This is a genomic window from Halobaculum roseum, from assembly GCF_019880245.1.
Taxonomy (GTDB): domain Archaea; phylum Halobacteriota; class Halobacteria; order Halobacteriales; family Haloferacaceae; genus Halobaculum; species Halobaculum roseum.
The window spans coordinates 39168-52920 of sequence record NZ_CP082287.1 but is presented as its reverse complement, the minus strand read 5'-3'; the positions used below and the strand labels follow the sequence as shown (position 1 = coordinate 52920).

Below are 13753 nucleotides of genomic sequence, written 5' to 3'. Positions count from 1 at the left end.
TGCGTCTACGCTACTGGTTCGATGAGTCCGCTCGAATGCGGATCTCGATCTCATCAGGATCGTGAACAACGACTCCCTCATCCGTTTCGGTGGATGGAATATCACCGGCTACGAGCCGCTCCCGAACTGCTTCGAGTGAGTCGTCGTCTGGCAGGAGCACTTCGAACCACGACAGTCCGCGTCCGCTGACCGGTCCCGTTCTGTGGTGCCACGTGTTCGCCCCGAGATGGTGGTGGTAGCCGCCAGCCCCGACGAAGAGGGCGGCTGGCACTTCTGTTTGGATCTCGAACCCGAGTGTGTCCACGTAGAAATCGCGGAACGCCTCCAGCGAGGACACTTCGAGATGAACGTGCCCCACGTCCGTTCCGGCAGGAAGTCCTGACGCTTCTGCGGCTGCGGTTTCCAATGGGCCGAGATCGAGAGGATACGTACCCATACGGATGCGCCCGTTGTCAGCGCGGGGCCAGTCTTCACGGGGGTAATCGCGGTAGATCTCGATGCCGTTGCCTTCTGGGTCGGTCAGGTACAGCGCCTCACTGACGCCGTGGTCGGACGCGCCGCCGAGCTGCCAGTGTTCCTGAATGCGGGCTAACGCGTCACCTAATGCCGCACGCGAGGGGACTCTGAATGCGTTGTGAAAGAGACCCGCTGCCGATTGGTGTCGTCCGAGTGCGTCTGCATCACCCTCTAAGACGAGGAGCGGCGTGTCATCGACACCCAGTACTGACTCGGTGTCGGTTCGGCGAAGCACGCTGAGGCCGACGACATCCTGGTAGAACCCGGTCAGCTCTTCGAGGTCGTTGACGCGAAGCGCGGTCCGCCCGATGTGTGCCTCCTGGGGGAGTACGTCTGGATTTGTTTGCGTTGTCATGGGAGACATCTCAGAGCCCGATGTTGAGCGCGTACGGCCAGGCGGTGCTACTGAATGCTGCGAGAACGAGCGCAGCGCCGAAGAGCGTGGCGTTCTTCAGGAAGTTCGTCATCTCAGACTGCCGCTGTTCGGGGTCATCGACCGTCCAGAAGTCGTGCATGACCGGCGTCACGCCCAGGAAGAATAGCGCGATAACCGCTGCTCCGACCAGTGGGTAGACGCCAAGCGCGATGGCAAGTCCGCCAGCGATGAGCATGAGGCCAGACAGGATGACGGCGAGCCGCGGGGCGGGAACGCCCTTGGCTTCGGCGTAGCCACTCATTCCGTCGAGCCCCGTGAAGTGACCGAGCCCCATGAACCCGAGCAGGACGCCGAAGACGACGCGGCCCACCAGAAACGCGAGCCCACCAGCTGCAGTCTCCAGCGCCATCAGTCCTCGACCCCCGGCTGCCCACCGGTCAGCTGGACGATCTGCCCCGTAACACCCGCGTTCGAAAGCAGGTGAACAACTTCGTCGACGACGGCCTCCGGTGCCGTCCACTCCGAGAAATCGGCGTCGGGCATCGCTTCGCGGTTCCCCGGGACATCGATGAGGAACGGAGCCACGGCGTTGACGCGGGCCTCAAGTTCGACATCGAGCGACTCGGTCAGCGTTCGAACCGCGCCCTTGCCGACGTCGTACGCGAGCGTCCCGCCGACGGGGGTGATGGCGCGGTCAGAGCTGAACAGAACGACTCCGCTGCGCTCGTCGAGGTGCTCCGCGAAGGCCTTAACGGTCAGGAACGCCGTCGTCGCGTGGCGATTCAACGCGGCCTGGAACGCATCGGCGTCGGTATCGCTGACGCCGCCCATCGAGAACCCACCAGCGAGGCCAACGATGTGATCGACCGATCCGTGGTCATCGACAACCGTCTCGGCGAAGGCGTCGACCGCCGCCTGATCGGTTAGATCGACCTGGTAGTACGATACTGCATCGGCGTGTTCAGCGCGGGTCGCTACTTCATCTCTCGCCGTTTCGGTGACGTAGGTACCGACGACGTCGGCGCCGCTCTCGATCAGCGAATCAGTCACGTACGGGCCCATGTTGCCGGTTGCGCCGGTCACGAGCACCGTCGAGTGTTGTAGTTCCATTACATTACCTAGTTTGCTCCCAAACCTATATATAGCTCAGGCAACAATAGTGTGACCAAGTAATGGCGACCCAACCACCTGAGGCTGACACGGGCGAAGACACCGAGGTCGAACAGCGGAATGCGGACGTCTGCAACGTCGTCGGAGCGGTCGAGGAGATGGGGGCGAAGTGGAAGCTCATCGTCCTGAACGACCTGCGCGACGGTGAAAAGCGATTCAACGAACTCAAACGTTCGACGGGCGCGAGTTCCTACACGCTCTCGCGGGTGCTTGACGACTTAGCGGAGGAAGGGTTCATCGAGAACCGGAAGGAGTTCGAGTCACCGGTGGCGAGTTACTACACGCTGACTGAGAAGGGAAACGCCCTCTGTCCAGTGTTCGAGTCGCTCGACGCTTGGGGTGAGGACTGGCTCTGAATGCTGTCAGACCGACGGTAGTCCGTCGGTGATGATCGGCCGCTCGGGGAACAGGAACGCCGATAACCTCCGCTCTCTCTGTCTTCATCTCCGTGGCCCCTGAGGCGCTACTCTCGTGTTAGTCCCAGTACCTGTGCAGTCGGAAGTGACCAGCCGTAGATAAGTGCCGCAATTCGTGTGCCTACAACCATCGCTGCGCACACCGCTGCAGCGGTTCCGGTCGCCCCTCCGACAGCGACGATCATCCAGTATGCACTCCCACCCAGTACCGCACAGCTGGCGTAGAAATCGTCGAGCAGGATAAATGGCGAGCGATCCAGCAGGATATCGGCCACAGCACCACCCCCGACCGCGTTGATCGTCGCAATCGCGACGACGCCGAAGGCGGGGATTCCGGCCTGCGTCGCGACGATAGCGCCTGTCGTTGTAAACGCGGCGAGCCCGATTGCATCCGAGAGCTGTGTCACTGGATGCGTGTCGGCTGACTCGAGGACGGCGCTCACTCCAACCGCTAGTCCGACACCGAGCAAACCGAGGGCGATCTCGGTGGGTGTACTGAGCGCGAGCGGAATCCGATTGACAAGGAGATCACGGGTCATCCCGCCTGCAAATGCCGTAGCGAGGCCGACCACCGTGACACCGAATAGATCGAACTCCTCGCGGATCGCCTTGGTGGCCCCGACAAGGGCGAACGCGACGAGCCCAATCGTGTTCATGACGGCGAATGGATCCACGGACAGTGCGTCGACGAACTCCTGCGTCACTAGTTCAAGACAGGATAACGGGTCTGATGAGCGCTTCGCCTCCGATCTTTCCCGCCTCGCTACGGCGTTACCGGTCACACGATGGACATGCGACGACGGGAGTACTCGATCACCTCCTGCTCACGGCAGGCCTGCTCCTCAGAACTGACGAGATCTTTTGAATACGATGAATCAGGTGGCCAACTCGCGCAGTACGTCTTGATGCGACCGGATGGTTGGTGCAGTGACGCTCGCCGCCGCAGCGACTTCCGCCTGTGTCAGCCATCGTCCCTCTTCGCGACCCGCCTTGTACAGACAGGCAGCTGCGAATCCTGATGGTTTGACGCCCGACGCTACTCCTGTCGATTCCGACTGTTCGGCCAGCCTCCGAGCTCGCTGTCGGATGTACGCTGGAATATCAAGTTCCGACGCAAGCCGGGGGATGAATTCGCTCGGTCGAACAGGCTGGGTCGGCAGTCCAAGTTCTGTATTCAGCGTCTTGTACGCATTTGCGACTCTCGATTGTTCGACGCGTGCTGCGTCGACGACATCGTCGAGTAACCGCGGGTGGCCGTTACAACGACAGGCCCCGTACACGCTAGCTGCAGCTATCGCTTCGATTGATCGGCCTCGAAGCAGGTCTTCATTCTGAGCATTCCGGAACAGTTGGCACGCCTGATCACGGACCGAACCTGAGAGTTCGAGGACGCTCGCGATTCTTCGAACTTCACCCAGGCCGTGTGCGAGATTTCGCTCGGCTTTCGACTGGAACCGACCACGAGTCTGTTCACGCCGCATTCGGGATAGCCGCTGGCGCTTTCGTCCAGAGAGTTCGTTCCCGTTTGCATCTTTCCCGCGACCGATCTCGGTCGACAGCCCTCGGTCATGCCGTGCCGTAGTCAGTGGAGCGCCCGTCCGCTTTCGCTGGTCCTGATCGTGAGTTCTCCATTCAGGACCGTGGTCGATTCGTTGTTCGTCAATAACGAGTCCACAGTCTTCACAGATAGTTTCGACCGAGTTAGTAGTGACTCGGCCATCGCACTCCGGACATGGGTTCGTGCTGGAGTTTGTCTGGACGTCCTCGTCGAAGCTTGTTTCGTAGATATCTCTCGTCGCCATGTGTCTCACCAATTATCGAGATTCGCCCGTACGGCGAACCCTTCACCCATTAAGGGGAAAATAAACGTACGAGGGCTGGCGACGTTTGGTCTTGAGCCAGTGCCACGTTATGAGAGGAGGCTCCACGACACGGTTAGATAGGTAACTGGACGATAGAGGCCCGAATTGAAGAGGTCACCACGCATATTGTCTCTTATGTACCAACAGATTCTGATTCCAACTGACGGGAGCGCGGGAGCGACGAAAGCAATCCATGAAGGCGTTCGATTAGCTGACCTCACGGGAGCAACTGTTCGCGGACTCTACGTCGTCGATACGCGGGATTACAACACACTTCCCGAGTCGAAGTGGCTCACGCTGGCAGACGAGCTCGAGGCTACCGGTGAAACAGCGCTCGAAGCCATCCAGACCGAGGCCGAAGCTGTCGGTGTGCCGAGTGAGACGGCCATTCGAAAGGGCATACCGCACGAGGAAATCCTACGGTACGTAGCCGACCACGACATTGACCTGATCGTTATGGGAACCCACGGGCGAACTGGATTCAATCGGTTCCTCATCGGGAGTGTCACCGAGAAAATCATCCGTCAGACTCCAATCCCCGTTCATATCGTTCGAATCAACGAAGACGACTGACCCTCCTCAACCGAGTAGTTGGACGAGTCCCCACGCTAACCCAATTGCGAGCCCTGCGCCAAACAGATTGCCTCCAGCGTTGCCTACCGCCCGAGTTCGTTCTCCTGTCTCCCAGAGACGGACTGTCTCGAAGGAGAATGATGAGAAGGTCGTAAACGACCCACAGACACCGGTTCCGAACAGCAATAGGAGCGTCGTGTCCGCACCGAGGAACGTGATGAAGCCGAGTGCAAAGCTTCCGAGGACGTTCACGGTGAACGTCCCCGTCGGGAACTCTTCGACATCGACGAGCTGGCTCACGTAGTGACGAAGCAGCGCACCGACCGCTCCTCCGGTGCCGACGACGTGTGCAGGGTCGAACTCGATCATTCGGACCACCGCCGATCGACGCACTGTGCGAGGTATCGTCCGAGCAGTACACCTGTAAATCCGAGTGTATAGTTGGCGGCGATATTCACGACCAACCAGAGGGGTGGTGCCTGACTCGATTGCAATGCAAACGTACTGTATGTGGTGAACGACGAGAGAAACCCGGTGGAGACGACAGCACGAGTTTCCTGGGCTAAGACGCCCGAGTAGAGCGTTTCGTACAGAACGAACCCCAATGCGAAACTTCCGAGCGCGTTGACGGCGAGTGTGCCGTACATCCCCGGCAAGAGAAATCCGGCGAAATACCGGAGGTTCGACCCGGCAAAGCCACCGATTGCAATGAGTGCCAATGATTCGACGCGAACGAGTGGGTGTGCGGTTTTCTCTGCCATGACTCTGTCCTCATGAACAGGAGTCATCAGCCGACGGATTCGGCGGTTGGATTAGGCGGACCCCATCGCCTATTCTATCAGTAGAACGTTCTGCTCGTCACTTATGCCCTCTGGAATCGAGAACTGTCCATCACTATTGAACACGCTTCAATTACGGTCTTCTACCGGTCACGACCTCTCTTAGCTGTCTCTTCAGAGAACGTACGCAAGGATACCGAGTAGGACTGAATATGGGAGTGCGGTCTCTATTGCGATGCGGAAGGTCTCTCCAGTCACGTAGGAAAATACAATCCATCCAATAAGCCAGCAAATTGAGAATATGATCGCCCATCGCAGTGCCGAGGCTCTATCAGACGGTTCAGGTGCGTGGTTCGTATCTAGTGTATCCTGTTGTCCCATCGTGGTGACCTCCACCTTGGGGAGTGTGGAAACAGGAGTCATCAGCCGACGGATTCGGCGGTTGGGGTAAGGCGGACTCCATCGCCACGAGTATCTCGGAATTTGCGTCCCAATACCATAATAACAGGGGCGAGCAGACCCCACGACAGAATAATCCATCTTCAATCTGAGATGTTGCTGTACATATGAACGTCTACGTCACGTCTCAATATGTAACTACGTTCCGCCGGGAGGGTCTCAAGAGTGGTTCGCTGATCGAGGTCTCGATTGGAGTCCATTAAGTGAACGGTGGACTCAGTACACAGTATGAGCGAGGACGACGGAATCGAGTACGAGCCGGTCAGCGTTAAGGAGGTACTCGGAGAGATGAAAGATATCGCCGAGTTGCTCATCGACCTCTCGTATTCGTCGGTCCTCTTCGAAAACGCGGCACTCGCAGAGGAAGTCCTCGCCCTCGAAGACGAGATGGATCTCCTCCAGTTGCAGGCCCGAATGAGTCTCGTGATGGCCGGCCGCCGTCCCGAAGAGGCCGAAGCTCTCGCCCCCGTGTTCGGAATCGTCGGGGCCGCCGAGAAAATCAGTGACGCTGCAGGCGACATCGCGAAGGTCGTCCTCGATGACATCGGACTGCCACCGGCACTCCGTGGCGTGCTCCCCGACGCTGTCGAGACACTCGCCCGCGCGACCGTCAGCGCAGACTCACCGTACGCCGACCGAACGCTCGGCGACATCAATCTGGAGACGGAGACGGGCGTCCGCGTGCTCGCACTCAGGCGCGACGACGACTGGCTCCTCAATCCGGATCGTGAGACACGTCTCCAAGCCGAAGATATCTTGTTCTGTCGGGGAACGGAGGAGGGACTGGCACGCGTCTACGCGACGATCACGGACGAGCCGTTTACGACACCTGAGATGGCCGAACAGCCACTCGAGGATCTCGACCGGGCCGTCGAGACGGTCGCACTCATGAAGAACATGAGCGAACTGGCCGTCGATCTCGCGTACGGGAGCGTGCTCTTCGACAGCCCGGATCTCGCTGAAGAGGTTCGCGAACTCGAAGTCGAGGTCGATGCACTCCAGTCGCGGTTCGAGGTCTGGGCGCTTCGTGCAGCCAAGACGGTCGACGACCCAGTGTCGATCCGAGGATTGCTTCACATCGCGGCCAGTACAGAGGTCATCAGTGACGCGGCCCTCGAGATCAGCGAAGGCGTGCTTCGTGGCGTCGGAAGCCATCCCGTCGTCGAAGCCGCCGTCCAGGAATCCGACGAGATCATCGACCGAACGACTGTCGCGTCTGGGAGTCGCCTCGACGGGACGACGATCAGTGACGCCGAAGTGAAGACGCGAACGGGGATGCACATCGTGGCGATCCGCCGAGAATCGGCAGCGACCGACGGCCGAACGAAGTACCAGATCTCGCCGCCGCCGGACACGGCGCTTCGTGCTGGCGACGTGCTCATTACGAAAGGAACGCGAGCAGGAGCCAACCGACTCGCAGACTGGGCGGCGTGACGATGGTCGACCACTGGTCAGTCCGGTCGATTACGCGAGCGCTCTTGCCGATCCTGCTCGTGCTGACTGTTCTGGAACTCGTTGGCGGCCTCACACTGGGCTCGTTCGAGGCGACGCTCCTCCAGTACCCGACGCTTCTGGTGTTGGTCCCGGTGATGATCGGAACGGCCGGGAATCTCGGCAGTATCCTGTCCGCCCGGCTGTCGACGGCGTTCCATCTCGGGATGCTCTCGTTCGACCCGACCGACGACCGACTCCTCGGAAACACGATCACGACTGTGTTGCTTGCCGTGAGCGTGTTCCCCATCGTCGGCGCTGGTGGATGGGGCATCGTCGCAGTGACCGGTGACCCCCAACTGTCGATCGGGATGGTCGTGAGTGTCGCCCTCGCGAGTGGACTCATCCTCGCGTTCCTCGCGATTCTGGTGACCGTCGTCGCGACGTACACGGCCTATCGCTTCGAACTGGACCCCGACGACGTCGTCATTCCCGTCGTCACGAACGTCTGTGACGTCCTCGGCGTGCTCGTCCTCTTCGCCGTCGTGCAACTCCTCGTCCCATGAACCCGATATCCACTCGACTGAAAGCGAGCAGCTTTTTCAGCCAGAATTTCGTGTCCCAATACAGAACGGGAGCTGTTCAGCCCCCGACCGAATAGTCATGTCTGTCGTCTCAGTCGTCACAAACTCGTATCGAAGCGCCCTTCCGACGGTACTGGTGAGTGCGTTCGGCGGGTTGCTCGCAGGGACGATCCTCGGGGGAATGGACGCCGAACTCAAAGCGGTTCAGGGCTTGCTCGTGATGGTGCCGGCGTTTCTGGCGATTCGTGGGAGCGTCTACGGGTCGCTGGGGTCTCGGTTGTCGAGTGCCCTCCACCAGGGGTTGCTCGATCCGGTGTTCGAACCGGACGACCGCCTCGTGAACGCCGTCGTGGCGGCGCTGCTCAACGGACTGACCGCGAGCGTGTTCGCCGCCATTCTCACCTTCGCGATTCTCTCGGTAATTGGTCACGCCGTCGCACCGCTCTGGGTACTCGTCTTCATTGCCTTTGTTGGCGGTGTGCTCGCTGGGTTCGTGTTGACCGCCGTCATCGTCGTCGTGGTGTTCGTGGGGTATCGTCGGGGAATGAACCCCGACGATCTCGTCGGGCCAGCGATGACGACCGCCGGTGACATCTTCGGGATGGCGTCGTTATTCGTTGCAACAAAACTCGTGCTTGCAGTACTGTGAATTCCCGTCAGGTGAGGACCGATATCGAGATAGTCTGAGCTGAAGGGGATGCTTCAGATCCAATCCTGGCGACGGAAGTGGACGAGCATCATCCCTGAGAGAACTCCCATCCCGATCATGACCGCTGGATAGCCATACGTCCAGTAGAGTTCCGGCATCGCGAACGGCGTGTCGGTGAAGTTCATCCCGTAGACCCCGACGACGAACGTGAGCGGGATGAAGATGGTCGCGACGACCGTGAGCGTCTTCATCACCTCGTTCGTCGACTGCGAGACAGCGTTCAGGTAGATGTCCCTCGACCCACCGGTGAGATCACGGTACGTCTCGATCAGGTCGACGACCTGGACGAGATGGTCGTACACGTCCCGGAAGTACTTCTCGTTCCGATCGGCAACCTCTGGGATGTCCCCCCGCGATAGGTACGACATCGCTTCGCGAGCGGGCCAGGCGATCTTGCGAAACGCGAGGAGATCCCGTCGAACGTCGTTCAAGTCTTCGAGCATCTGGGGGTCCGGTTCGTCGAGGACGCGCTCTTCGACCGCTTCGATGTCGTCCTCGATCTCGTCGAGGAGGTCGAAGTAGTCGTCGACGATGGCGTCCATGATCCGGTAGGCGAGAAAATCCGTGCCACGGTTCACGAATCGTCGTCCGTTTTTCGTCCACTGCGACGCTGACGGGTCGACGACGTCGATCTCCGTCGTCGACATCGTGACCAACCAGTCCTCGCCGATGAAGAAGCCCACTGGGTGCGTTCGAACTTCTTTGTGGAACTCGACATCGTCGCGCTGGCTCAGACGTGCTGTCTTCATCAGCACGAACGTGTGGGTGTCGTACTCTTCGGTTTTCGGCCGCGTTTCTTCGTGCAGCACGTCTTCGACAGCCAACTGATGGATAGTAAAGCGGTCTCTGAGTGCTTTCATCTCGGTTGGTTCGACGTCGTTTGCATGGATCCACGTCTCACCGGGTGCTTCGAGCGCAGTGTCGAGATCGTCGTGACGCTCGACGCCATCAGCCGTATACACCATCGCGTGAAGACTCATGCGCCTCCCCTCGTGGCAGATTGTTGTGCGATTGCGACGAGTGCGATGCCGACCATGAGTACGGTAATCGAAAAGGCCCGGCCGGGATAGGCGACGTATATCCCGGCGACGTACCCAATGAGTCCTATGAGGGAGAGGACGATTCCAGCGATTGTACTTCGATCCATGTGGGCGTGGAATATTCCCACCTAAAAGAACGTGCGGTGAGGACGTCTCGATATGCTCTTCTGCCGGTGTCTGTTGCCCGACCACGCGATCATGCGTGAGAGAGGACCGTCAGGTAGCGGAACTGGTCGGTCAGAGACACTGCGCTGTCAAAGGTAGGAGTTCTCGCTGAAACTGACGACCGATACCTTCTACCCACACACCGAGTTTTTTCAAGTATGAGTCTGGTGACCTCTCTGCTCGTAGGGGCTGCAAACGAGCTCATCTACGTTGTTCCACTATCTCTCATCGTTGGGTGGCTACTGGGCTATCGAGTAGATGCGTTTCAGGTGTTTACCACCGTGGTCGTCGCCATCGCCGTTTCCTACGGCTTCGGCCTGTTTTTCGCACATCCTGCACCCTACCAGGTCCAGCAGACGATCGTGTCCGATACACCCGTTAACAGCTTTCCAAGCCAGCACACGACCGTCCTGTTTGCCTTCGCGCTCGCTGCACTCTGGCAGAAACACTATGCGGTTGGTACAGCCTTCGTGGCTCTGGCGGTAATCGTGGGCGCAGCACGAGTGGCGGTCGGCTATCATTGGCCGATCGACATCATCGGTGCACTCGCTGCCACCATCGTCGCTATCGCGTTTGTCGCTACTATCGAGGCGTCTGTAGAACAGCTCGCCGAGAACGTAATTGAGGTTGAATACCGTGTTCGATCGGCAGTCAGTACCGAGTAATGACTGGCGGTTCCGTCTCTCTCTGTCCTTCGGCGATGTCTATCGGATCGAACAGTGTATCTGTCGAATCCACCGCACCACCCGGATATCTCCCTCACGTTCTCAAGCGGAATGAGCGCCGAAGGCGTCTTCCAGCAACGGGACGACTTGCTTCTTCCGGGACATCACTCCCGGGAGGAACGATTCGTGGTCCGTGAACGTCGTGTCTAACCCCGTTTCGACGAGTTCGATTTCTGGACCAGCGACGAGTGCAGTCGAATCTTCTTCGAGCAGATCCGTAACGAGGAGCAAAAACACCGCGTTGTCGCGTTCAGTAACGACCTCGTTCATGGCCTCAACGACGGCCTCTTGTTGATCCAATACGGCCGACGGCTCTACCGTTTCGATCTGTCCAATGCCGACGTGTTGTCCGTCGAAGTCGAACTCTTTGAAATCGCTGAGCACCATCTCTCGGGGACTCTTCTCCCCGATTTTGCTCTTCTGCGAGAGGAGATCCGTTCCGTACGCTTCGTAGTCCACACCAGCAATATCGGCAAGTCGCCCGGCTACAGTCCGGTCTCGGTCGGTCGTCGTTGGAGACCGGAGCACAACAGTATCACTGAGAATTCCGCTCAGCAACAGCCCCGCGGTCTGCGTGGTGATCGTCTCGTTCGCGTCGTCAAACAGCTGTGTGAGAATCGTCGCAGTCGACCCGACAGGTTCGTTTCGGAACAGAATGGGTTCGCTCGTTTCGATGCCGCCGAGACGATGGTGGTCGATAATCTCGACGATCTCTGCTTTTTCCGCTCCGGCCACCGTTTGGCTGTACTCGTTGTGATCGACGAGAATCAATTGTTCGCCTGCGGCATCGTCGAGACGTGCCGGTACTTCGACATCCCATCGGTCGACGACGAACTGTGTTTCTGGGTTGAGAGGTCCTGCTCGTGCAGGAACGACGTCTGCACCCTGTTTCTTCTTCAACCGTGCATAAGCTATCGCTGAGCAAATCGTGTCGGTATCAGGTTGTTGGTGGCCAACGACGTAGATCGGTTCAGACATAGTGGTGCAAATGGGGTCTCGATTCAAGAGTACTGCTCTTCATGAATGGGTCGTGAACGGTGATCTAACCTCAGTTTTCTCTCTCAGTGATTCGTTCTCGTCGTCGGTGTCAAAGGTCGTGGCTGCGCGCGCAGCGTAGCGAGCACGGAGCGGAGGGTGGGGAGGCGGGGTCAGGGTCGGTCCGGCACGTAGCAAAAAAAGAAGACCGCGACGACCGGCTACTCCCACCACCGACCGCGCTCAGGGAAATGCAGGGTCGTCCACCCAGTGACGGCCAGTGAGACGCGTCCTTCGTACCAGTTCCGTGCCGCCCCGTGAATGCGCACCTGCTCGCCTTCCTCGATCCACGGAGCATTCGATTTCTCCCAGATCGTCACCCGCGTTTGGCCACTGTCGTCCGCGATGAGTCCGACCTGGGCGATGCTCGGATGTGAGGGATCCCACAACGTCTCGACCTGACCTTCGATGCTCACCTCTTTGCGATTGACGTCCTCGAGCTTCCCGATGGGAACCACTGTCCCAGGAGCCGTCTGCAACTCCTCGAACACCCCGACGACCGCACTCATCAGGTCTTTCCCACCGACCACGGCCTCACCCAGCCGCCGACCAATCGCCGCTCGCGACCAGCCATCCAGTTTCTCCGCCAGCCGCATCGACTGCTTGTTCACCGCCGCCAACTGCTCCTGCGTGAGTTCTGCACGGGGATCGCCTCGTTCCGGGTCCGCCATCGGGTTCACGCTCGCCGCCCGCTTCTGAAACTCAGCACGCTGCTCAGCGCTCCGTTTCGCCGCGATCTCTCGCGTCCGCTTTGCCCGACCTTCTTGCGTCCCCATCTCTGCTTGGGCACTGATGCGCTCCAGCTCAGCCTCCCGCGCCCGAATGCGCTCTTCCTGCTCGAGGGTCGCCCCATAGATCCGCTCGTCACTGGTGTCGACCATCCCGTCCGGGTGGTTCGCATCGACCTTTGCCTGCACCTCCATCTGCACCGTCGCCTGGAACTCCGGGGTCTCATCGACGACCTCGAAGCCCTCTTCATCGACCGCCGCTTCGTCCGCTTTTTCGAATGCCTGTTCATCGACCGAAACTACATTACTGGTAGCGTTGTTACTTGACATTGGATCTCACTGATCCGAAGGCGCTCACGCGCCCGACACCGCGATGCTCCTACATCGCGGTTTTCCGACGACAACGACCGACAGAACCATCTGCGCGCTCTCGCTCGCGCCTTCGCGAGCGCCCCTTGGGGCGCGAGCGAGAGCGCGCCAAAGGAAGGTCACCCAACCAGCACCGCGCGCCGACCCGCCCGGAGCGAGCGGCCAGCTTTAAGCCGTTTCTCGTGTCCGGCCCGGACTGCGAGTCCGTGTCCAGGGCGACGGTCGTGAGCACGGCGAGTCGTGGTATGACTCGCCGCGCGGAACGGCCCAAAGCGCTGGAACGCGAAAGCCCGCGAGGGGCGCAACCGAAAACGCGCTTAATGCTGGCGTCGAGACCAGATTCACTTTAGCCCGGAACGCCGAGCTTGCTCGGCGCAGCCCGGAATGGTCGGTCGCGAGCGACGCGGAGGGCGGAATGCGGCGCGCGGTGCGTGCCGTATAGTACCACACCAGTCAACCGATGGGGATCACGAGCCTAGCAACAGACTCCGGGCGGGACTGAAAGGGGCCGGACGCCCGACGTGCCCCGACGACGCAAGCACTGCAGGAACGAGGCGCACAGCGAGTCACGGCCGGCGAGCGTCCGGGGGCTTTCGAGGTGACCGCACCAAACGCTAGCAGCTGTTTGTCCCTCCAGAAGACGTTTGACACAGTGTTGTCCACTGTTCATATGGTCTCGCTGACGCGTCGGCACCTCCTCCGACAGACTGTGGCTGGCGGAAGTGTGCTGGCTCTGGCCGGGTGTACCGCCCCGAACGTCCCCGGCCTCTCAGGTGGGGAGTCGGTGCCGAAGCCGTTCACGAACGACGCGTACAT

Annotated in this window: 17 protein-coding genes and 2 riboswitches; of the genes, 6 read left to right on the top strand and 11 right to left on the bottom strand. The window is 59.7% G+C overall.

What is annotated here, in order from left to right:
* Positions 1-10: 10 nt before the first annotated feature.
* The 3 genes from K6T36_RS15510 to K6T36_RS15500 are packed head-to-tail and all read right to left on the bottom strand — an operon-like array spanning position 11 to position 2002.
* The gene (locus K6T36_RS15510) at positions 11-871 is read right to left on the bottom strand and encodes a VOC family protein (protein WP_225935249.1); all 861 of its coding nucleotides are present in this window, start codon (positions 869-871) and stop codon (positions 11-13) included.
* A 10-nt stretch (positions 872-881) separates the two neighbouring features.
* Positions 882-1301: a DoxX family protein gene (locus K6T36_RS15505; RefSeq protein ID WP_222923614.1), complete on the bottom strand. Its 420-nt coding sequence runs from the start codon at positions 1299-1301 to the stop codon at positions 882-884.
* Positions 1301-2002, bottom strand: coding sequence for an SDR family NAD(P)-dependent oxidoreductase (locus tag K6T36_RS15500; protein WP_222923613.1), 702 nt, complete (start codon positions 2000-2002; stop codon positions 1301-1303). Before K6T36_RS15500 ends, K6T36_RS15505 begins: the two co-directional genes overlap by 1 nt.
* A gap of 62 nt (positions 2003-2064) precedes the next feature.
* On the opposite strand from K6T36_RS15500, the gene K6T36_RS15495 reads away from it, so the two are divergent.
* Complete coding sequence (locus K6T36_RS15495) at positions 2065-2418, top strand: winged helix-turn-helix transcriptional regulator (RefSeq protein WP_222923612.1); 354 nt, start codon at positions 2065-2067, stop codon at positions 2416-2418.
* Between the two features lie 107 nt (positions 2419-2525).
* Here K6T36_RS15495 and K6T36_RS15490 read toward each other — a convergent pair whose 3' ends face one another.
* The gene (locus K6T36_RS15490) at positions 2526-3182 is read right to left on the bottom strand and encodes a trimeric intracellular cation channel family protein (RefSeq protein ID WP_390182304.1); all 657 of its coding nucleotides are present in this window, start codon (positions 3180-3182) and stop codon (positions 2526-2528) included.
* Between the two features lie 171 nt (positions 3183-3353).
* Positions 3354-4280: a transcription initiation factor IIB gene (locus K6T36_RS15485; RefSeq protein WP_222923611.1), complete on the bottom strand. Its 927-nt coding sequence runs from the start codon at positions 4278-4280 to the stop codon at positions 3354-3356.
* 195 nt (positions 4281-4475) lie between these two features.
* Here K6T36_RS15485 and K6T36_RS15480 point away from each other — a divergent pair, with 195 nt between their 5' ends.
* On the top strand, positions 4476-4913 hold the full coding sequence (locus tag K6T36_RS15480; RefSeq protein WP_222923610.1) for a universal stress protein: 438 nt from the start codon (positions 4476-4478) through the stop codon (positions 4911-4913).
* A 6-nt stretch (positions 4914-4919) separates the two neighbouring features.
* Here K6T36_RS15480 and crcB read toward each other — a convergent pair whose 3' ends face one another.
* A complete protein-coding gene (gene crcB, locus K6T36_RS15475; RefSeq protein WP_222923609.1) occupies positions 4920-5282 on the bottom strand; it encodes a fluoride efflux transporter CrcB in 363 nt (120 codons plus the stop codon).
* Positions 5279-5674, bottom strand: a complete 396-nt coding sequence (locus tag K6T36_RS15470) for a CrcB family protein (protein WP_222923608.1) — start codon at positions 5672-5674, stop codon at positions 5279-5281. The genes crcB and K6T36_RS15470 overlap by 4 nt, the downstream gene beginning before the upstream one ends.
* Positions 5675-5684: 10 nt before the next feature.
* Positions 5685-5753: riboswitch (Fluoride riboswitch) on the bottom strand.
* A 345-nt stretch (positions 5754-6098) separates the two neighbouring features.
* Positions 6099-6168, bottom strand: a riboswitch (Fluoride riboswitch).
* Between the two features lie 211 nt (positions 6169-6379).
* On the opposite strand from K6T36_RS15470, the gene K6T36_RS15465 reads away from it, so the two are divergent.
* The 3 genes from K6T36_RS15465 to K6T36_RS15455 all read left to right on the top strand — a co-directional run bounded on the left by K6T36_RS15465 (position 6380) and on the right by K6T36_RS15455 (position 8815).
* The gene (locus K6T36_RS15465) at positions 6380-7585 is read left to right on the top strand and encodes a potassium channel family protein (protein WP_222923607.1); all 1206 of its coding nucleotides are present in this window, start codon (positions 6380-6382) and stop codon (positions 7583-7585) included.
* A 2-nt stretch (positions 7586-7587) separates the two neighbouring features.
* A complete protein-coding gene (locus K6T36_RS15460) occupies positions 7588-8148 on the top strand; it encodes a magnesium transporter (RefSeq protein ID WP_222923606.1) in 561 nt (186 codons plus the stop codon).
* 97 nt (positions 8149-8245) lie between these two features.
* Positions 8246-8815 carry a magnesium transporter gene (locus K6T36_RS15455; protein ID WP_222923605.1) on the top strand — a complete coding sequence of 190 codons (570 nt, stop codon included), beginning with the start codon at positions 8246-8248 and terminating at the stop codon, positions 8813-8815.
* Between the two features lie 53 nt (positions 8816-8868).
* Here the strand turns inward: K6T36_RS15455 and corA are convergent, their stop codons facing one another.
* Both corA and K6T36_RS15445 read right to left on the bottom strand, forming a co-directional pair.
* Positions 8869-9855 carry a magnesium/cobalt transporter CorA gene (corA, locus tag K6T36_RS15450; RefSeq protein WP_222923604.1) on the bottom strand — a complete coding sequence of 329 codons (987 nt, stop codon included), beginning with the start codon at positions 9853-9855 and terminating at the stop codon, positions 8869-8871.
* Positions 9852-10022 carry a hypothetical protein gene (locus K6T36_RS15445; RefSeq protein ID WP_222923603.1) on the bottom strand — a complete coding sequence of 57 codons (171 nt, stop codon included), beginning with the start codon at positions 10020-10022 and terminating at the stop codon, positions 9852-9854. Before K6T36_RS15445 ends, corA begins: the two co-directional genes overlap by 4 nt.
* 216 nt (positions 10023-10238) lie before the next feature.
* On the opposite strand from K6T36_RS15445, the gene K6T36_RS15440 reads away from it, so the two are divergent.
* Positions 10239-10745, top strand: coding sequence for a phosphatase PAP2 family protein (locus tag K6T36_RS15440; protein ID WP_222923602.1), 507 nt, complete (start codon positions 10239-10241; stop codon positions 10743-10745).
* A 102-nt stretch (positions 10746-10847) separates the two neighbouring features.
* On the opposite strand, the gene K6T36_RS15435 is transcribed toward K6T36_RS15440, so the two are convergent.
* Both K6T36_RS15435 and K6T36_RS15430 read right to left on the bottom strand, forming a co-directional pair.
* Positions 10848-11783 (bottom strand): manganese-dependent inorganic pyrophosphatase, encoded by a 936-nt coding sequence (locus K6T36_RS15435; protein WP_222923601.1) that lies wholly within the window; start codon positions 11781-11783, stop codon positions 10848-10850.
* 218 nt (positions 11784-12001) lie between these two features.
* Positions 12002-12898, bottom strand: coding sequence for a DNA-binding protein (locus K6T36_RS15430; RefSeq protein WP_222923600.1), 897 nt, complete (start codon positions 12896-12898; stop codon positions 12002-12004).
* Positions 12899-13753 lie beyond the last annotated feature (855 nt).